Raw genomic sequence first — 18812 nt, forward strand, 5'->3', positions numbered from 1 at the left:
ACATGACGACACCCTCCCCGTCCGACGGACCCCGACCGCCGGGGCCGCCGTCACCCGCGCCCGACGAGGAGCCGCTGCCGCCGCCCGCCGACGACAGCGGCGATGACAATCCGGCGCGTACTGGCGGTGAGACGCCCCTGGTCCGCCTCGCTGCCGAGCCCTCGGCCGCGGGTGGCGGGTCCTTCGCGGCCGACTTCGCCCGCCGCCACTACTTCTCCGGCGCCCGGCTGCTCAAACCCGGCCGCCGGGTGGCGATCGCGCTGGCCGGGGTGACCGGCCTGGCGGTCGTGGGCACCGGCGTGGTCGCCGGCATCGCACGCCTCGGCGGCGACGACACCGCGCAGGCCGCGGCCACGGTCCAGGCCACCGACGAGGCGGCCGGCACGGCGACGCCCTCCCCGTCCGCGAGCTCCGCACACCCCTCTCATCGGCCGTCCAGCAAGCCCAAGGGCCACTCCTCGGCCAAGAAGGACGGCTCGTCGTCGCAGGACGCCGGTTCCGGGCTGCCCGCGGCGCCCGCGGTGCCGGGCACCGGCAGCGGCGGCGGCAGCGGTGGCGGCGGCGGTGGCGGCGGCGCGGACCAAGGCAGCGGCGCTGGGAGCGGTACGACGGGTTCGGGCACGCAGTCGACCCCGAAGCCGCCGAAGACGACCACCACGTCCAGCGGCTTCACCGGCAAGTTCCTGTTCAACTTCGCCTCCAGCCGCTGCCTGGCCACCCAGGGCGGTTCGCGGGCGGCCGGCACCCAGACGGTGCTCGCCGACTGCAACAGCAAGGACCCGTCGCAGGGCTGGACGTTCCCCTCCGACGGCACCGTCCGCGACTTCGGCGGCACGATGTGCCTGGACGTCACCAACCCGGGCAACGGGGCTCTGGTGCGGCTGGCGAACTGCTCCTCCTCGCGCGCCGCGAACCAGAGGCTCCTGCTCAAGGGCTCCTACGACCTGGTCCTCAACGTCAATCCGGATCTGTGCGTGGACGCCAAGGACAAGGGCACCGCGGCCGGAACCGTCCTGCAACTGTGGACCTGCGCCGGCACGGCGAACCAGAAGTGGCGTACGGCCTGACACCTGTACGGGCGTGACACCAGGCCCTCCCCCTCCGCCCGCGAAGCGCGAACAGCCGCTTCGGCGGGCGGAGTTCGTATGGGCCCTGCCACCCTCGCTGTGGCCGTAGGTGTATTGATCACGAGCGTTGTCGAACGTGTCCGCTCCGGCCGTCCCGTCGCCCACGTCGCAGCAGAGATGGGCATCTCCCGTGACAGCCCACAAGTGGCTTCGACGCTGGCGGTTGGAGGGCGGGAGCGGCCTCGTCGACCGTTCCAGCCGCCCTGGCAGGACATAGCACCGGACGGCACCCGCCACCGAGGCGCAGGTCTGCAGGCTGCGCCAGGACCGCAAGCTGGGCCTGGCCCGCATCGGCCCGATCCTGGGCTTGCCCGCCTCCACCGTGCACCGCATCCTGGCCCGCCACGGCCTGAACCGGCTCGCGTTCCTGGACCGGCCCACGGGCCGGCTCATCCGCCGCTACGAACGCGCCCGCCCGGGCGAACTCATCCACCTCGACGTCAAGAAACTCGGCCGCATTCCCGAAAGCGGCGGCCACAGGACACCAGGCCGCCAGGCGGGCCGGGCCGCCCGCAGCAACATGGGCTTCGACTTCGTCCACTCCGCCGTCGATGACCACAGCCGCCTGGCCTACAGCGAGATCCACGACGACGAGAAGGCCGCCGCCTGCGCCGCCTTCCTGCGCCGGGCCGCGGCCTTCTTCGCGGCCTCGGGCATCGACCGCATCGAACGGGTCCTGACCGACAACGCCTGGCCCTACCGCAAAAGCCTCGCCTGGCGCCATGCCCTGGCCGACCTCGGCGCGGCCGGCAAACTCACCCGTGCCTACCGGCCCCAGACGAACGGCAAGGTCGAACGCTTCAACCGCACCCTGCTCGACGAATGGGCCTACCTCAAGCCCTACACGAGCAACACCGAACGCGCCGAAGCCCTGGCAGACTTCCTGCACACCTACAACCACCACCGCTGCCACACCGCACTCGATGGCCACCCACCCATCAGCCGTGTCAACAACCCTGCGGGTCAATACACCTAGGACGCCATGGAGAACCGGTGCCGGACGGAGAACTCGACCAGCCGCTCCCGGTCCCGCGCATCGAGGTCGCCGTACGCGTGGACCACGACACGTGCCAGAACGTCGGGCTCCAGCCGTCCCAGCAGGGTCTCCAGGCCGTTCCACAGGCAGTCGGCGAGCGGCTGGCGCGGCACTCCGAGGTCGACCGCGACGGACTCCGGGGCGGGGGGACGGATCAGGGTGAGGAGGGGCGGATCGGTGTCGTGCGGGCCGAGCCACAGGCCGGCCGGGGTCACGACCACCTTGCAGTCCCCGTCGACCGACAGCGTGTCGGGTGCGGCGGTCCCGCGCAGGGCCGCCGGCGGCCGCGACTCCGTCACGCGCGGAGCCCGGCCGCTTCCGACGGTTGCGGGTGAGCAGACCACAGTGCGGGCGAAGGGGCGCCACGACGGCCGACCGCGGGAGTCGACCATGCGCAGCTCCACCATGGCGTCGCCCGCCGAGGCGCCGCTCGGCGCGCCGCTGTCCGTGCCGGCCGGGGCGCCCACGGCCACCTGGACCTCGCTGTCCAACAGGTCCGCCAGCTCCTCCCCGAGCCGCGTCAGCGGCTGCCCGTCGAGCGACAGCAACCGCAGCGCCGCGCGCACCGGCTCGGGCAGGGCGGCCACCACGACGGCGAGGGCGGCGGCGGGTACTTGGGTGGAGGCCAGGATCAGCTGTGGCCGGTCGCGCTCCGGCGGGATCGCGTGTGGCCGGGTGTGGGCCGTGACGGGCGTCGGGCCCGCGGGCCGGACGGAGAGCCCGGCCGGGACGGGCTCGACCACATGACCGGCGACCGTCTGCCGGCCCACCCGCCGCACGGCCGCCTCCCACTCCGGGACCGGCAGATGGCTGCTCACTCGCCGGGCGTCCACGCCGGGGGAGAAGTGCCACCAGCCGCCGGAGGCGCCCGGAAGGTCGGGGGAGAACAGCGCGCCGTCGGCTGTGACCAGCGCGGTTCCGGCCGCCGCCAGGACATCCAGCCCCCAGCGTTCGCAGATCACCCTGGCCGCCGACGGGCGCCCTCCCGCTCCATGGGCGCCCGCGGACATCACCAGCGTCAGCAGCCGCACCTGCGCGTCCCGGATCGAGTCCAGGCTCGGCGCCAACCACTCGCACAACGCCTCGGCGCCGTCCTCGTCGAGGGGCGCGCCGACCACCACGAGGGCTTCGCTCGGGCGGGCGGGGGAGAGTCGCCCGGCGAGCTCGGTGAGCCATTTCGGGGGCCGGGTCCCGGTGTGGACGAGGTGTATGCGGTCGTCGGCCCGCGAGACCGTCGGGGACGACGCGGTGTCGGGGTCGTGTTCGGTCACCGTATTGCTCCCGCTGGGACGACGGTCATATGTGGCTGAGTCGGATCTGGTTGCCTAGTGCACATGTGTTATGACGCGCATGAGTCTACGCGCCCTGCACACGTGTCCAAATTGTCGCCGCTGACGGGCAGTGGGACCAGGCGTGAGGACGGGCCGTTCGGCGCGGCGGTGGACAGTACCAGGAGTCGGGCCGCGTCGAGGGTGCCGCCGGTGAAGACGGGCTTGGTCCTGGCGAAGGCCACCTCCGCGACGGCGCTCTGCGCGACACCCAGCACCACGGCCGAGCAACCGGGAATCACCAGTGCCGGGATGAAGCCCTGGTAGAGGGGCCACTACATACGGGCGGGCACGTCGAAGCGGGCCACCTGCTCCTCGGGAACGAACACGTCCGCGACGGCGGCGGTGTTGCCGCCGGTGCCGAGCATGCCGCTGACGTTTCAGGCGTCCTCGACGGACACCTGGTCCCGGCGGAGAGTGAAGAGCCGTACGACGGGCACGGCGGTGCCGTGCTCGCCGGGCAGCGCGCCGAGGAAGCCCCCCGTTGGCGTTCCACACCACCCATGCCACCGAGGTGTCGAGCCGGCCGAAACTCTCTTACATTGTGCTCATGGGATCTCCAGCGTGCGGAATCAACGGCGACACACCCGATGACACTGGAGAAACGTGTTTCACCCGATGTGGGGTTCACATGGGCTTTCCCGGAGTGTCAGCCCGGGCCCTGGTCCGTGCGCCGCCGCGCGTCCCGCAGCACCACCCGGGAGGCGATGTCGAGCTTGGGATAGATCTGGTACAGGTGGGCGCCCACCGTGCGGTGGAGATGAACAGGCGCTCGGCGATCTGCTTGCTGGTCAGACTGGTCGCGGCGAGCTCCGCGATCTCGCGTTCCTGCGCGGTGAGCACGCCCCGTTGCGGTCGTCCGGATGCAGTACGCCCCGGCCGGCCGCCCACAGTTCCTTGCGCGCACGCTCCGCCCACGCCGCGGACTCCAGCCGCTCGAACGTCTTCAGTGCGGCTGTCAGGGGCGCCTTGGACTCCGACAGTGCCCTGGACCTGCGTAGCCACTCGCCATGCGCCAGCCGCACCCGCGCCAGGGCGAACGGCCACTGTTCCGCGTCCGGCGTGGCAAGGGCCTTCGCGAACAGCCGGGCCGCTGCCCGACGCGATCGAGGAGTTCCTGCACTACGACAGCTCCGTCGAGCGCACCACCAACCGGTACGTCGCCAAGGATCTGGAGCTCGGCGGGGTACACATCTCCCGGGGCGACGTCGTCGGCGTGACGCTCGGGTCGGCGAGCCGGGACGCCCCGCCGGCCGGCGGCGGTGACCCCGACGCCCTGAACATCACCCGTCCCACCGTCCGTCATCTCGCCTTCGGCCACGGCATCCACCACTGCCTGGGCGCCCCGCTGGCCCGACTGGAGGCCCGCGTCGCCCTGCACGCCCTGCTCACTCGCCTTCCGCACCTGGAACTGGCGGTGCTGGCCGAGTCCCTGGACTGGTTCCCGGCGGGGATGGTGCGCGGGGTACTGCCGGTGCGGTATCGCACCCAATCCTGAATTCGTCACCGCCTTGACAGGTGACGAGCCGGAGGTGCAAGCTGACTGTGGCCCCGGCTGACGGGGCCGTACCCCGATCGATGAAGTGGAGGCTGGCCATGAGCCAGGAAGCCACGATGGACCCCGCCGCGACGGCCCGGCACGCCCGCTTCGGCAAGCTGCCCGAGCGCATCCGGTACGAGGACATGACGGCAGCGGTGCAGTCCCAGCCGCACGGCGGGGCGAACACCTCGCCCGACGAGACGGCCGCGTATCGCACCTTCTCGTGTCTCGCCCTCGATCTCGGGCTGTAGTCAAGCCCGTAACGTGGCCGAAGACCGCAAGAAGCCCGCGCCCCGTCCCTGTGCCGGAAAGAAGGGGGTGCGGGCTTCTCTGCGTCCGGGCGGCGCGCGCTCCGCACTCCCGTTCATAAAGCCGACATGTCCGGCAGTCGTCCGACCCAGGAGTCTCCGCCGCCGCCACACCACCCACGCAGTCATTCGACGGATGTGTGCGCAATGCATGTTCCCGAACACTGATCAGGCAAGCGCTCACACCTGACGAAAGGCAACCCGCATGGCCACCTTCGCCGACCACGTCATCGCCTCGCTCAAGGCCTCAGGAGTCCACCGTCTCTACGGTCTGCCCGGGGACTCGCTCAACGGGCTGACGGACGCGATACGCCGGGACGACGACGTCGACTGGGTGCATGTGCGGCACGAGGAGAGCGCGGCCCTCGCGGCGGCGGCCGAGTCCGGGCTGACCGGCGAGCTCGGCGTCTGCGTCGGCAGTTGCGGCCCGGGCAACCTGCACCTCATCAACGGTCTCTTCGACGCCCAGCGCAGCCGGGTCCCGGTCCTGGCCATCGCGGCCCAGATCCCCGGCATCGAGATCGGCTCCGGCTACTTCCAGGAGACCCGCCCGCAGGAGCTCTTCGCCGAGTGCAGCGTCTACGCCGAGGTCGTCACCAGCGCGGAGAACGGCCCGCGCATCCTGGAGATGGCGATGCGGGCCGCCGTAGAACGCAGGGGGGTGGCCGTCGTGGTCGTCCCCGGCGAGCGCTTTCTCGCCAAGACCGGCCGGGACCTCGCCCCCACCGTCGTACGCCCGACCCGGACCGTCGTCCGCCCGGACGACGAGGCACTGGGCGAGGCCGCCGAGCTGCTCAACGCCGCGCGGCGGGTCACGATCCTCGCGGGTGCGGGCGCGGCCGGTGCCCACGACGACCTGGTCCGGCTCGCCGAGACCCTCAAGGCCCCGGTCGTGCACGCGCTGCGCGGCAAGGAGTACGTCGAGTACGACAACCCCTACGACGTCGGCATGACCGGGCTGCTTGGCTTCGCCTCCGGCTACAAGGCGATCGAGGAGGCCGACACCCTGCTCATGCTGGGCACCGACTTCCCCTACCGGCAGTTCTATCCGCAGGACGCCAAGGTGATCCAGCTCGACCTGCGCGGCGAGCAGATCGGCCGGCGCACCCGTGTCGACCTGCCGCTGGTCGGCAGCGTCCGGGACACCCTGCCGGCGCTGCTGCCGCTGCTGTCGGTCAAGACGGACAAGCACGCCCACGACCACCTCGACGGAGCCCTCGCCCACTACGCCCGCACCCGCAAGTCTCTCGACGCGCTCGCCGTCAACGACCGCGACCGCACCCCGATCCACCCCCAGTTCGTGACCCGCACCCTGGACCGGCTCGCCGACGACGACGCGGTCTTCACCGTCGACGTGGGCTCCCCTGTGATGTGGGCGGCCCGTTATCTGACCTTCAACGGGCGCCGGCGGCTGCTGGGGTCGTTCAACCACGGCACGATGGCCTGCGCCCTGCCGCACGCGGTCGGCGCGCAGGCGGCGTACCCGGGCCGCCAGGTCGTCTCGCTGTCCGGCGACGGCGGACTCACCATGCTCCTAGGCGAGTTGTTCACCCTGCGGCAGAACCGGCTGCCCGCCAAGATCGTCGTCTTCAACAACGGGTCGCTCAATTTTGTCGAGCTGGAGATGAAGGCCGCCGGCATCGTCAACTACGCCACCGAGCTGGACAATCCGCAGCTCGCCGAGGTCGCCGCCGCGATCGGGCTGTGGGCCCGCCGGGTCGAGCGGCCCGGTGACCTGGAGGACGCGCTGAAGGGTGCCTTCGCCCATGACGGACCCACGCTGGTAGAGGTGATGACGACACGTCAGGAGCTGTCCGTGCCGCCCGCCGTCACCGTGGAGCAGGCCAAGGGCTTCACCCTCTATGCGATCCGCACCATCCTCTCCGGCCGGGGCGAAGAGCTGCTGGATCTGGTGAACACCAACGTCGCCCGCCGGATCCTGCGGTGACCTGACGCACACCTGGAGACCTGCTTGAGGCAACCGAGCAATCTCATGGTTGCCTCAAGCAATGAAAAGGCCCACCCAACAGGAGACACATGTGGCCGAGAAAGCCCAGTACGAGGAGCTGACGCGGCAGCTGAGTGCCGTCAGTGCCGTACGACGACAGCTGGACCGGAGCCTGCCGGGCGGATGTTCCAGCGGAACCGCCGTGGTGCTGGCGCTCCTCGACCGCCATGGCGGGCTGCGCATCGGCACCCTCGCGGAACTGCTCGCCGTCGACATGTCGGTCACCAGCCGCCACGTGACCCACCTGGCCGAGCGGGGCTGGATCGACCGCAGCCCCGACCCCTGCGACCGGCGCTCGCGCATCCTGCGCCTGACTCCCGAGGGCCGCCTCCGGCTGGCCGAACTCTACGAGCGCGCCGCCGAGTCGCTCGCCCTGCGGCTGAGCGACTGGAGCGAGGAGGACATCCGCCGGCTGACGTCCCTGCTGTCCCGGCTGCGGGCGAGCTTCGACGACGTCTCCACCCGTACCCCCGCAGTCACCTCGTAAGGACGAGATACCCCATGACAACCACCCCCAGGACCGGCGCACCCGCCGGTCCGGCACCGGTGGCGGAAGACGCCGTACCGATGACCCACCCGCAGATCATGCGGGCGCTGTCGGGACTGCTGCTCGGCCTGTTCGCCGCCATCCTGTCCTCGACCGTCGTCACCAACGCGCTGCCCAGGATCATCGGCGACCTCGGCGGCGGCCAGAGCGCCTACACCTGGGTCGTCACCTCCTCCCTGCTCGCGGTCACGGCGTCCACGCCCCTGTGGGGCAAACTCGCCGACCAGTTCAGCAAGAAGATCCTGGTCCAGTCGGCGCTGATCGTGTACGGCATAGGCTCGCTCGTCGCCGGTCTCGCGCCGAACGCGGCCACGCTGATCGCCGCACGCGTCATCCAGGGCCTGGGCGGCGGCGGTCTGTCGGCACTGTCCCAGGTCGTCCTGGCGGCGATGATCGCCCCGCGCGAGCGCGGGCGTTACTCCGGCTACCTCGGCGCGACCTTCGCCGTCGCCACCGTCGGCGGCCCGCTCCTCGGCGGGGTCATCACCGACACCAGCTGGCTCGGCTGGCGCTGGTGCCTGTTCGTCGGCATCCCCTTCGCGCTCGTCGCCCTGGTCGTGCTCCAGCGGACGCTGAACCTCCCGGTGACCAAGCGCCAGGTGAAGGTCGACTGGGCCGGCGCGTTCTTCGTCACCGCGGCCGTCTGCACCCTGCTGATCTGGGTCACCTTCGCCGACGACAAGTACGCCTGGCTGTCCTGGCAGACGTACACGCTGGTCGGCGCCTCGCTCGTGCTGGCACTGGTCTTCCTGTTCGTGGAGACGAAGGCCAGCGAACCGATCATCCCGCTGCGGCTGTTCCGCAACCCCACCATCGCCCTCGCCTCCGTCGCCTCGCTGTTCACCGGCGTCGCACTGTTCGCGGGCACCGTCTTCTTCAGCCAGTACTTCCAGCTGGCCCGCGGCGACTCCCCGACCAAGTCCGGCCTCATGACGATCCCGTTCATCGCGGGCCTGTTCCTCGCCTCCACGGTCTCCGGCCGGATCATCACCCGCACCGGCAGGTGGAAGGGCTGGCTGCTGGCGGGCGGCGTGCTGCTGACAGCGGGCCTGGCCCTGCTGGGCATGCTCCGCTACGACACCCCGTACCTGTTCATCGCGCTGTGCATGGCGCTGATGGGCCTCGGCGTCGGCATGACCCTCCAGAACCTCGTGCTGTGCACACAGAACCAGGTCTCCCCGAGCGACCTCGGCGTCGCCTCCTCCACGGTCACCTTCTTCCGGTCCCTCGGCGGCGCGTTGGGCGTCTCGGTGCTCGGCTCGGTCCTCACCACGAGGATCGGCCACTACGCGCGCGAGACCATCACCCGGCTCGCCCCGCAGGACCAGGCGGCCGCGGCCAAGACCTCCGGCAGCGGCCAACTGCCCGACCTGGCCCTGCTCCCCACCCCGGTCCGCACCTGGCTGGAGGACGCCTACGGCCACGCCATCGGCGACATCTTCATGTACGTCGCCCCGGTCGCCCTGATCGCCTTCCTGGTCACCCTCTTCATCAAGGAAGTCCCGCTGCGCGCCTCCAGCGGCCTGGTCCAGGCGGCGGCCGACGCCCGGTCCGCGCAGCCCGCCGACGGCCCCAGCAGCACCCCCCGGACGCCCGGTTCCTGACCTCGGACGCGGGATCGCCGTGCCCCGGCCTCGCCTGCTCCGTGGTGCGGCGATTCTCACCAGACGGAGGCCGGTGGCCGGGAGGGCGAAGAGTTCGGCGAAGCAGTGCCGCGCGTAGTCGGAGCCTGCCATGCCGGGCCTGAACAGCCACTGGGAGCAGGCGGGGGCGGCTTTGCGTGAGCGATACACAAAGCGTAGGGCTCCCCCTATGGTCCGCTCGTCAGGCCGTTCGGCATGCTGGGACCATGCGCATCAACATCGTCGTCGTCGACGACGACCCTGGGTTCCGCCGCATCGCCACGACGCTGCTTGCGGCACGGGGCCTGCATGTGGTGGCGGAGTCCCAGGACGGCGCCTCGGCCCTGGCCGCCGTACAGGAGCACCGCCCGGACGGGCTGCTGCTCGACCTGCACCTGCCCGACACCGATGGGCTCACCGTCGCACGCCGGCTCAGCGAGCAGCACGGCGGGCCGCGGATCGTGCTGACCTCCACCGACCAGTCGTTTTGGTCACCGGAGGAGCTGGAACGCGCGGGCATCGCGTCCTTCGTGGCCAAGGACAGACTCTTCGACGCCGACCTGAAGAGCCTGTTCACCCCCACCGTTCCCTGACAGCGGTCCCGACGCGGGTGCGGGGGAGCCGAGTCATATGACGGATGCGTGGCCGAGAATCGCCTGTCAGAGTCTTCCCCAGCGGTGGGTGCGGCGGCAGGTCGCCGGGCCGGGGGGAAGGAAAAAGCGCGATGACGTCGATCGCCGGAGCCTGGGGAAGCGTGCTCGAAGCCTGGGGAAGTGTCTTTGACGTCGTACGACAGCCTGTCTGGGCCGTCGACGCGGAGCACACCGTGTGCTACGCCAACCCGGCGGCTGCCGAGGCGACGGGACACTCCCGGCCGTCCGAGCTGCTGGGCCGTGACGGCCGTCCGACCGTCACGCACGCCATGTGTGCCGCGTCCGGTGTCCCGGCCCCGGCCGGTCCGGACGCCGCCGAACGGGGCACGGGCCTGCTCACCCACGCCGACGGTTCGCTGGTGCCGGTCGCATGGAGCCGGATGCCTCTGCCCCAGGCGGACGGCCACGTGACCCTGTACATCTTTCAGCCGAGCGCAGAGCCGGATTCCGCCGGTTCTGCGCCGCAGGACCCGCGGGCACCGCTGCGGCGCCTCGCCCACCGGCAGGCGGAACGAGAGCGGCGGTACGCCGAGAACCTCCAGTACCAAGTCCAGGAACGCATGGTCAGGGCTCTGCTCGGGCTGCACCTGGCCCGGCAGGCCCTGGGCGCGCTCCCTTCTCCGGGAGCCGACCTGCTGCACGACGTGGTACGCGACAGTGAAGAGGCCCTCGCGGGCGTCCGCGAGGTCACCGACGCTCTGTCCCCCGGCGCCCTGCGCGCCGGAGGGCTGTCCGCGGCGCTCGCCGCTCTCGCCCGGCGCCACCCCGGACGGCTGACCGTCTCGGGCACCCTGTCCGGACGGCTGCCCCGGCTGATCGAGACCCAGGCCTATCTCCTGGTCGCGGAGACCGTCGAGCGAGCCATGGTGCACGCCGCGGCCAGCCGTGTCCACGTGACCGCCGACGGCGGCCCGGACCTGCTGCTGACCATCGTCGACGATGGAGCACCGCCCGTGACGGCGGCCGACCAGGCGGCACTGAGCGCCCTGGCCGAACGTGCCGCCGGCCTCGACGGAACCCTGACGGTGAACCACACCCCCGGCACCGGCACGACGCTCACCGCGACCATCCCGCTCCCTCCGGTCGACGGTCCCTGAGAACCCCGCACGCCTGTTCAGTCACGTAGCGGGATCTGGATCAGGATCGCGGTGCCGCCGCCGGACGGGGAGTCGATGGCCAGCTTGCCGTCGAAGGCCGCCACGCGGTCCGTCAGCCCCGACATCCCGCTCCCGGCGGTCGCCCTGTCGACGCCCCCGACGCCGTCGTCGGCGACCCTGATCCGCAGGAGGTCCCCGAACTCGATGGACACGTCGATCCGGGATGCCTGAGCGTGCTTGACCGCGTTCGTCACCGCCTCGGCCACCACGAAGTACGCGTTCGACTCCACGGTGGAGGAGATCCGCCGCTCGTCCCTGGTCTCCACGACCGTGGGCACCGGGCAGCGGGCCGCGAGGTCCTTGACCGCCGCCACCAGCCCCTTCACGGTCAGCACGAGCGGGTAGATGCCAGACGCCAGTTCGCGCAGTTCGTTGATGGCGGTCTGCGCGTTGTCGATGGACTGGTCCAGCAGGTCGGCCGTCGCCGCCTCCGTCTCGGGGAGCATCTCCCGTGCGAGCCGCAGCCCGATCATCAGGCTCACCAGGCGTTGCTGCGCTCCGTCGTGCAGATCCCGGGCAGTGCGCCGGTGCACTGCCTCGGTGCTCTCCATGATCCGCCGGCGGCTGTCCTGCAACGAGGCCGCCATGCTGTTGAAGGAACTGCCCAGCGCATCGATCTCCGCCACCTTGCTGGGCGGAATCCGCCTGCTCAGGTCGCCGCCCGCCAGATCCTGCGCGGCGGTTGCCGCCCCGCGCACCGGCCGTACCACGGCACGGTGCTGAAGGACCGTGAAGACGGCCACGAGTGCCATCGACGCCGCGAGGCCCACGGCCGCCGCGAGCACCGCCTGATGGCTGTTGGCGCCGGCGGCGTCGGTGCGCTCGGCGAGCTGTGCGCGTTCGTCCGCCATGTACTGGCCGAACTGGGCCCGCAGGGTGTCGACGCGCTTCCTGCCCTCGGTGGTCGTCGCCAGGGAGGACGCGGCGGGATCGCCTCGCCGGACCATCTCGACCAGCGGCACCGAGTAGTCGTTCAGGAAGGAGTCGACGCCGCGGGTGATGTGCTGCGCGGTGCGTCGCTGCTGCGCGGATGTGGCGCTCGCGGTGAACCGCCGCGCCTCCGCGGGGAGTGCGGAGCGGGCCTGGTACCAAGGCTGAAGAAACGTTTCGTGTTTGGTGATCACAAAGCCCCGCTGTCCGGTCTCGAGATCGAGGAGCAGCCGTTCCATGGTCCCGGCCTCGACGAGCGCTGTGCGGGAGGCCCGGCGGGCGGAGGTGGAGCTGTTGGCGTCGGAGATCGCCCACAGCAGGACCGCGAACGCTATTCCGATCAGCAGGGCGAGCAGGCCGCTCGCCGCGACCGTCAGGCTCGTCAGCCCCAGCCGCCGCCCTTTGTACTCCTGCTGCGCACTCATCCCCGCCCACCGATGAAAAGAAACCAGACAACCCGGAGTGTGCAATGTATCTCCACACAGGGGGTACGTGTGTCTTGATCGTGCGCACACCCCTCGCTCCCGCCGGGCACCAGACCTACATTTAGCCGTACTTGCGCTGTTTGGGGAGATATCTCACCGGTGATGGCCTGGCGTTCTTCCATGCACCGGCCTCATCACCGCCACGCCCGGCTCGGCGCAGAACATGTATCTCTGCGTCCCCGACATCGTGGCCACCCGTGCCCGGCTGCCCGGCCGCGTCGATCACACGGCGGCGGCCTTCATCTCCGCCGGCGCTCTGCGCCGCGCCGCCGGGCGGGATCGTCGGCCTGGCCCGGCACTCAGGACGTCGTCCCGGTCATGCCTGCGCGGTAGACGAGCAGGGCGATCTGGACCCGGTTGTTGAGGTCGAGCTTGGCCAGGATGTGTGAGATGTGGCTCTTGACCGTGGCCACGCTCATGTGGAGATGCCGGGCGATCTCGGCGTTCGACTTCCCGTGACTGACGGCGAGCGCCACCTCGCGCTGCCGCTCCCCGAGCAGGGACAGCCGTTGTCGCGCGTCCGGAGCGGGCATCTGCTCGGGCGCGGCCGTCTCGGTGACGGCGCCGATGAGCTGGGTCAGGGCTTCCGGTGACATCACCGGTTCCCCCGCGGCGGCCTGACGGACGGCTTCCAGGATGCGCTCGGGGCGGGTGTGCTTGAGGAGGAACCCGGCCGCTCCGGCCTGGAGGGCCCGCAGGACGTAACCGTCGGTGGTGAAGGTCGTCAGCATCACCACCTCGGGCGCGTTGGGGCGGGAGCGCAGCAGGCGCGTGGCCTCCAGGCCGTCGAGACCGGGCATACGGATGTCCATCAGCACCAGATCGGGCCGGTGCGCGTCGACCAGTGCCTCGACCTCGGTGCCGTCGGCGGCCTCCGCGACCACACGGAGGTCGGGGGCGGAGGCCAGCATGAGGCGCAGGCCCGAGCGGACGAGCGCGTCGTCGTCGACGAGGAGGATGTCGCTCATGCCGGCCACGGCAGGTGTGCCTCGACCCGGTGGGTCGCTCCCTGGGAGCCGTGGGTGAGGCGGCCGCCGATCAGGGCGGTGCGCTCGCTCAGGCCCTTCAGGCCCGAGCCGCCGCCCGGCAGCCGGGGGCCGGTCCGCTCGGCGGGCGGGGGCAGCGGGTTGGTGACGTCCAGGGTCAGGCCCTCGCCGGGTGCGCCCCGCAGACGGATGCGCACGCTCTGGCCGGGGGCGTGCTTGTGGGCGTTGGTCAGGGACTCCTGGACGATGCGGTAGGCGGTGCGCTGGCTGGTGCCGGGCACCGCCCCCAGATCGGCGGGGGCGTCGAGGGTGATGTGCATACCGGTCTTCCGGGACTGCTCGATCAAAAGCGGCAGTTCGGCCAGGGTGGGCTGCGGCGGCTCGACCCCGGTCGCGGCGTCTGGCTGAAGAGGGGTGCGCAGGACGCCCAGGACCTGCTGGAGGTCCTCCATGGCCTGGTGGGCGCTGGAACGAATGACACCGGCCGCTTCGGCGACCTCGGTACGGGTGGCGTTCTGGTTCACCTCCAGGGCCCCGGCGTGGACGCTGAGCAGCGACAGCCGGTGGGCCAGGACGTCGTGCATCTCCCGGGCCAGCGCTTCACGTTCGCGCTGCCGCACCTGTTCGGTACGCCACGCGGCCTCGTCGCGTGCCTGCTCGGCGGCGCGGTGCATGCCGCGGACGAAGAAACCCCACCCCATCGAGGCGGCGACCAGGACGGCCCCGGTGACGACGGTGGTCAGCGCCTGCACCGTCAGGGACGGCTGGGCCACCAGATAGAGCGGCAGGGGCACCAGCGCGAGGCCGGCGAGCGTCCAGGTGGTGCGGTCGGGGCGAGTCGCGGCGACCGTGAACAGCGCGATGAGTGCGGCCGGGATCAGCGGTGCCACGGTGGCCGCGACCAGCAGAACGACCGTCACCGGCACGGCGGCGCGTCGGCGCCGCAGCAGCAGGGCACTGCCGGCCAGCGGCACCAGCGCGGAGCGGGTCAGGTCCGCGAGAGGGAGGGGAATCACTCCGCCCCAGGTGAGCGTCGGCGGTGAGGACAGGCGCGGATAGACCTGCAACCCGCGCGACGCTGCCACACCCACCGTCACCGACAGGGCCGCGCTCGCACACACCACCAGGGCATCCATCACATGTCGCCGCGCGACCCCGCTTCTTTCCTCCTGCACAGCGCCCAAGTGTACGGGGCACAAAACGCCGACCGGCCTGTCGAGCTCGGGAACAGACCAAAGTATGAGTGCGCGTCCGCACACATACTTTGGAATGCCTTCGCGGAATCTACCTTTCGCCGAAGAAAGACAGTTACCGCGCTCCTAGCGTGTTTCCGGTCGAGATCAGCGGCTTCTGTCGAGTCCCGCTCTCGGCCTCACTCGTCGAACTTACGCAAGGAGTCCCGCATGACCGACCGCAGCCGATCGACCCTGCGCCCCGCCCTGACCGCGGTGGCCGCCCTCTTCGCCGTCTTCGCCGTGGCGGGCGGTCTGCCGCTGGCACGGCGCGCACCGGAGATCGTGTCCGAGCTGATCTTCGGCGGCTCCTCCTACAACCCGGCGCTCATCCAGCTCCTGCTGCTCCTCGTCGGCTCCGCCGTCGTCGCCGCGGTCGTCCGCCCGGGCCTGCGCACCCGGCGCGACGCCGGTCAGGACGAGGCCGGCGAACGGTGAGGGTGTTCCGTCGCATCCGACCGCCGAGGGTGACTGCCGCGCTCGCCGCCGGACTGGCCGTCACCGTTCTGACCTCGTGCAGCACCTTGACGGGGGTCGTCTCCCCGGCGGACGCCCGCGGCGAGGCGAGTGCGGACGAGGCGGCCTCCGGCCCCGTGGACTGCCGTCAGGCCCGCTGCGTCGCCCTCACCTTCGACGGCGGCCCCAGCAAACCCACCCCTGAACTCCTGGACCTTCTGAAGAGGGAAAAGGTGAAGGCCACCTTCTTCCTCCAGGGAAAGGGACATTCGGACACCTATCCCGCCACCATCGCCCGCATGGCCGGAGAAGGCCACGAAATAGGGAACCACACCTGGTCGCACAAGGACCTGACCAAGCTCACGCCCGAGCAGATATTGGCGGAGATGGAACCGGTCCAGCAGGAGATAGAGAAGGCGACCGGAAAAGCACCCACGTTGATGCGGCCACCGCAGGGCAGGACCGACGACGACGTCTCCAAGGTGATGAGACACCTCGGCCTGGCCCAGATCCTGTGGAGCGTCACGGCGAAGGACTACCAGACCACCGACACCGAACTGATCGAGAAACGGGTCCTGGACCAGACGGAACGCGACGGCATCATCCTGCTCCACGAACGCTATGCGGGGACCATTCCGGCCGTCGCGGACCTCATCCCCGCGCTCCGGAAACGCGGTTACACCTTCGTCACCGTCTCCGGCCTCATGTCGCCTGCCGCGCCCCGGCCCGGCACCGTCTACCGCCCATGAGTCGGTGTCCACACACCTATGAACACATCCATGTGAACGACAAAGGGCGTTCGGCTCGTGTCCATCACGTCAGGTAGCGACACCCGTAGCCTCTTTCCGCGCCGTTCCGCGCGGTCGTGCCATCGGGTGTTCCGCGTGTGTGAGTGAGGTTGCGATCAAGATGAGTGCGGATATGTCTGGTGCGGCGGGCAGGCGGCCGAGTTCTCAGGACGTGGTGGAGCTGCGGCACTCCGTCACCGGCCCGGTGCTGGAGCCGGGTGCTGCGGGCTACGAGTCGGAATGCGCCACGTTCAACCTGGCCTGCCCCCTGCGTCCGGCCGTCGTGGTCGGCGCGAGCACCGAGCGGGACGTGGTGACGGCGGTCCGCTTCGCCGTCCGACACGGCCTGCCGGTCGCGGTGAAGTCCGCCGCCCACCAGGTGGTCGCGCCCGCGGAGGGCGGGCTGCTGATCACCACGCGGCGCCTGCAGCGCATGTCCGTCGACGCGCAGAGCGGCACCGTATGCGTCGAGGCGGGCGTCCGCTGGAGCGACGTGCTGCCGCTCGCGGCGGAGGCCGGCCTGGCCCCGATCGTCGGCTCGGCGCCCGAGGTCGGCGTCGTCGGCTACACGCTGGGCGGCGGCCAGAGCCCGCTGCTCGGCCGCCGCTACGGCTGGGCGGCGGACCACGTACGCCGGCTGAACGTCGTCACGGCGGACGGCGAACTGCGCCGGGTGACCCCGCAGAACGACCCGGACCTGTACTGGGCGCTGCTGGGCGGCAAGGGCAACTTCGGTGTCGTCACCGAGATGGAGTTCGAGGCTTTCCCGGTCTCCCGCTTCTACGGAGGCGGCATCTACTTCGCCGGCGAGCACCTGGCGCAGGTGCTGGACGCCTGGCGGGCCTGGCTGCCCACGGTGGGGGAGGACATGACCTCCTCCGTCGGCGTCCAGCGGCTGCCCGACCTCCCCGAACTGCCCGACCCGCTGCGCGGTGCCTTCGTGGTGCACCTGCGGATCGGTTATCTCGGCTCGGCGGCCGACGGCGAGCGGCTCATCGAGCCGCTGCGGGTGTCTGCGCCGGCCCTCATCGATCTGGTCGGGGAGAAGCCGTTCACCGCGATCGGGGAGATTCACATGGACCCCGTCGCCCCGATGCCGTACTACGACCGCAGCCTCGGTCTGGAGGAGTTCTCCGCGAAGACGGCGCAGACGCTCGTGGAGCTGGCCGGTCCGGAGTCGGGATGCAGCCTGGTGAGCGTCGAGATACGGGCGCTCGGCGGCGCCTTCGACCGGGAACCGGAGTTCCCCAACTCGGTGCCCAGCCGGGGCCTTCCGTACGTCATGTTCGGCTTCGCGGTGGGCGGCCCGGACCAGGCGGAACCGCTGCGGGCCGAGCTGGCGCGGGTCTTCGACGGTCTTGCCCCCTGGACGGCTGAGCGGAGCCTGGTGAACTTCCTGTCACCGGACGAGGCGACCGACACCGAGGGAGTGCGCGAGCTGTACGGGGCGGAGCGGTACGAGCGGCTGGCGGCGTTGAAGAAGACGTACGACCCGGCCAACGTCTTCCGCTTCAACTACAACATCGCCCCCGCCCGATGACGCCACAGGTGCTCCAACTCCAGGTGAACCAAGCGCGCCTGACCAGGTGAACCCGCGGAGCCCCCGCATCCGTGTGAAGGTCGGCAGGTTCTCGCCGTCGGCCTGGGCGGGGACCAGGCGGCTGCCCCGTATGGCTCTCATGCGGGCATGCCGCCCACCGGGCTCCCCTCCCGTCCCCGCTGTGGGGGCGAGGACGGACAAGGGGAGCCCGGTGCTGCCGGTCGTTGTACCCACAGCCTGCACACACAATTGGTGAGGGAGTCGCAGTGACGGATCTCGCGGCCGCGGTCGAATCGGTGGAACAGCTGTCCACGGTCTGGCGCGCCATGGTGCTCGACCGGGACGGACAGGCGGACGTACGCGATCTGCCGGGCATCGCCGTCCGCTGGGCGGACTGCCGCTTCGCCTTCTGGAACGCGATCACCCTCAACGAGGTCGGCGCGGACCGGAAACTGCTGGAAGCACGCCTGCATCAGGCCGCGGACATCATGCGGTCGAAGCGGCGGCCCGGCTTCCTGTGGCTGTTCGAGGACCTCCTCGCGGACGAGGCACGCGACGCACTCGACGAGGCGGCGCAGCGCGCGGGTCTCGTCCACGCCTTCCCCGGCACCGGCATGGCCGGCGACCTGCTGCCCGTCCCCGAGCCCCACCACCCCGAGCTCACCTTCGAGCGGGTCACCACCGACGCACAGCTCACGGCGTACGCCGACATCAACTCACGTGCGTACGGCTTCGACCTGGAGGACGGCCGCGACGGGCTGGCCGGCTCCGCCCTGTGGAAGCGGGAGGTGTACGCCTACCTGGCGCTGCGGGACGGCACGCCGGTCGCGTGTGCCGCGACCGTCGAGGCCCAGGGCCGCCTGTTCGTGATCCTCGTCGCCACCGAGCCGGACCGGCAGCGCCGCGGCTACGGCGAGGCGGTGACCCGCAAGGCGCTGTACGAGGGCGCCCGCGCCACCGGCCTGACCCGGGCCACCTTGCACGCGACCGTCGCCGGGGCTCCCGTGTACCCGCGGATCGGCTTCGAGCCGAACTCCGCCATGCGCTTCTACACCCCTGCGAGCTGACT

Annotated in this window: 16 protein-coding genes and 2 pseudogenes; 13 read left to right on the forward strand and 5 right to left on the reverse strand. The window is 71.0% G+C overall.

The window, feature by feature from the left end; all coding sequences use genetic code 11:
• The first annotated feature begins 2 nt into the window (after nucleotides 1-2).
• Together CRP56_RS43900 and CRP56_RS43905 are read left to right on the forward strand one after the other, a co-directional pair.
• Nucleotides 3-1067 (forward strand): RICIN domain-containing protein, encoded by a 1065-nt coding sequence (locus CRP56_RS43900; RefSeq protein ID WP_097275414.1) that lies wholly within the window; start codon nucleotides 3-5, stop codon nucleotides 1065-1067.
• A 78-nt stretch (nucleotides 1068-1145) separates the two neighbouring features.
• Nucleotides 1146-2103, forward strand: a pseudogene (locus CRP56_RS43905) (IS481 family transposase).
• On the opposite strand, the gene CRP56_RS43910 reads toward CRP56_RS43905, so the two are convergent.
• Together CRP56_RS43910 and CRP56_RS49180 are read right to left on the reverse strand one after the other, a co-directional pair.
• The gene (locus CRP56_RS43910) at nucleotides 2100-3434 is read right to left on the reverse strand and encodes a hypothetical protein (protein ID WP_097275416.1); all 1335 of its coding nucleotides are present in this window, start codon (nucleotides 3432-3434) and stop codon (nucleotides 2100-2102) included. The pseudogene CRP56_RS43905 and the gene CRP56_RS43910 overlap by 4 nt on opposite strands.
• Nucleotides 3435-4286: 852 nt before the next feature.
• Nucleotides 4287-4538 (reverse strand): annotated as a pseudogene (locus CRP56_RS49180) (hypothetical protein); the annotation flags it as partial.
• Between CRP56_RS49180 and CRP56_RS43920 the strand changes: the two are divergent.
• The 7 genes from CRP56_RS43920 (at nucleotide 4474) to CRP56_RS43950 (ending at nucleotide 11266) form a co-directional block, all read left to right on the forward strand.
• Nucleotides 4474-4989 (forward strand): cytochrome P450, encoded by a 516-nt coding sequence (locus CRP56_RS43920; RefSeq protein ID WP_257042239.1) that lies wholly within the window; start codon nucleotides 4474-4476, stop codon nucleotides 4987-4989. The pseudogene CRP56_RS49180 and the gene CRP56_RS43920 sit on opposite strands and share 65 nt — an antisense overlap.
• A gap of 98 nt (nucleotides 4990-5087) precedes the next feature.
• A complete protein-coding gene (locus CRP56_RS43925; protein WP_097275420.1) occupies nucleotides 5088-5282 on the forward strand; it encodes a hypothetical protein in 195 nt (64 codons plus the stop codon).
• 262 nt (nucleotides 5283-5544) lie between these two features.
• Nucleotides 5545-7287 carry a ubiquinone-dependent pyruvate dehydrogenase gene (gene poxB / locus CRP56_RS43930; RefSeq protein ID WP_097275422.1) on the forward strand — a complete coding sequence of 581 codons (1743 nt, stop codon included), beginning with the start codon at nucleotides 5545-5547 and terminating at the stop codon, nucleotides 7285-7287.
• 91 nt (nucleotides 7288-7378) lie between these two features.
• Nucleotides 7379-7834, forward strand: a complete 456-nt coding sequence (locus CRP56_RS43935) for a MarR family winged helix-turn-helix transcriptional regulator (protein WP_097275424.1) — start codon at nucleotides 7379-7381, stop codon at nucleotides 7832-7834.
• Nucleotides 7835-7914: 80 nt separating this feature from the next.
• The gene (locus CRP56_RS43940) at nucleotides 7915-9498 is read left to right on the forward strand and encodes an MDR family MFS transporter (protein WP_097275748.1); all 1584 of its coding nucleotides are present in this window, start codon (nucleotides 7915-7917) and stop codon (nucleotides 9496-9498) included.
• 245 nt (nucleotides 9499-9743) lie between these two features.
• Complete coding sequence (locus CRP56_RS43945; protein ID WP_097275426.1) at nucleotides 9744-10109, forward strand: response regulator; 366 nt, start codon at nucleotides 9744-9746, stop codon at nucleotides 10107-10109.
• A gap of 131 nt (nucleotides 10110-10240) precedes the next feature.
• A complete protein-coding gene (locus CRP56_RS43950; RefSeq protein ID WP_097275428.1) occupies nucleotides 10241-11266 on the forward strand; it encodes a PAS domain-containing sensor histidine kinase in 1026 nt (341 codons plus the stop codon).
• Nucleotides 11267-11283: 17 nt separating this feature from the next.
• Here CRP56_RS43950 and CRP56_RS43955 read toward each other — a convergent pair whose 3' ends face one another.
• The 3 genes from CRP56_RS43955 to CRP56_RS43965 all read right to left on the reverse strand — a co-directional run bounded on the left by CRP56_RS43955 (nucleotide 11284) and on the right by CRP56_RS43965 (nucleotide 14902).
• Nucleotides 11284-12681, reverse strand: coding sequence for a CHASE3 domain-containing protein (locus CRP56_RS43955; RefSeq protein ID WP_097275430.1), 1398 nt, complete (start codon nucleotides 12679-12681; stop codon nucleotides 11284-11286).
• A gap of 359 nt (nucleotides 12682-13040) precedes the next feature.
• Nucleotides 13041-13709 (reverse strand): response regulator, encoded by a 669-nt coding sequence (locus CRP56_RS43960; protein WP_097275750.1) that lies wholly within the window; start codon nucleotides 13707-13709, stop codon nucleotides 13041-13043.
• Nucleotides 13706-14902 (reverse strand): sensor histidine kinase, encoded by a 1197-nt coding sequence (locus CRP56_RS43965; RefSeq protein ID WP_143665013.1) that lies wholly within the window; start codon nucleotides 14900-14902, stop codon nucleotides 13706-13708. The genes CRP56_RS43960 and CRP56_RS43965 overlap by 4 nt, the downstream gene beginning before the upstream one ends.
• Nucleotides 14903-15130: 228 nt before the next feature.
• Between CRP56_RS43965 and CRP56_RS43970 the strand changes: the two genes are divergently transcribed.
• The 4 genes from CRP56_RS43970 to CRP56_RS43985 all read left to right on the forward strand — a co-directional run bounded on the left by CRP56_RS43970 (nucleotide 15131) and on the right by CRP56_RS43985 (nucleotide 18810).
• Nucleotides 15131-15397 carry a hypothetical protein gene (locus CRP56_RS43970; RefSeq protein ID WP_097275434.1) on the forward strand — a complete coding sequence of 89 codons (267 nt, stop codon included), beginning with the start codon at nucleotides 15131-15133 and terminating at the stop codon, nucleotides 15395-15397.
• 2 nt (nucleotides 15398-15399) lie between these two features.
• On the forward strand, nucleotides 15400-16164 hold the full coding sequence (locus CRP56_RS43975) for a polysaccharide deacetylase family protein (protein WP_373559784.1): 765 nt from the start codon (nucleotides 15400-15402) through the stop codon (nucleotides 16162-16164).
• A gap of 172 nt (nucleotides 16165-16336) precedes the next feature.
• The gene (locus CRP56_RS43980; RefSeq protein WP_097275438.1) at nucleotides 16337-17743 is read left to right on the forward strand and encodes an FAD-binding oxidoreductase; all 1407 of its coding nucleotides are present in this window, start codon (nucleotides 16337-16339) and stop codon (nucleotides 17741-17743) included.
• 266 nt (nucleotides 17744-18009) lie between these two features.
• A complete protein-coding gene (locus tag CRP56_RS43985; protein ID WP_179851380.1) occupies nucleotides 18010-18810 on the forward strand; it encodes a GNAT family N-acetyltransferase in 801 nt (266 codons plus the stop codon).
• Nucleotides 18811-18812 lie beyond the last annotated feature (2 nt).

Origin of the sequence: Streptomyces sp. TLI_55 (assembly GCF_900206255.1) — a bacterium.
GTDB classification, from domain to species: domain Bacteria; phylum Actinomycetota; class Actinomycetes; order Streptomycetales; family Streptomycetaceae; genus Streptomyces; species Streptomyces aquilus.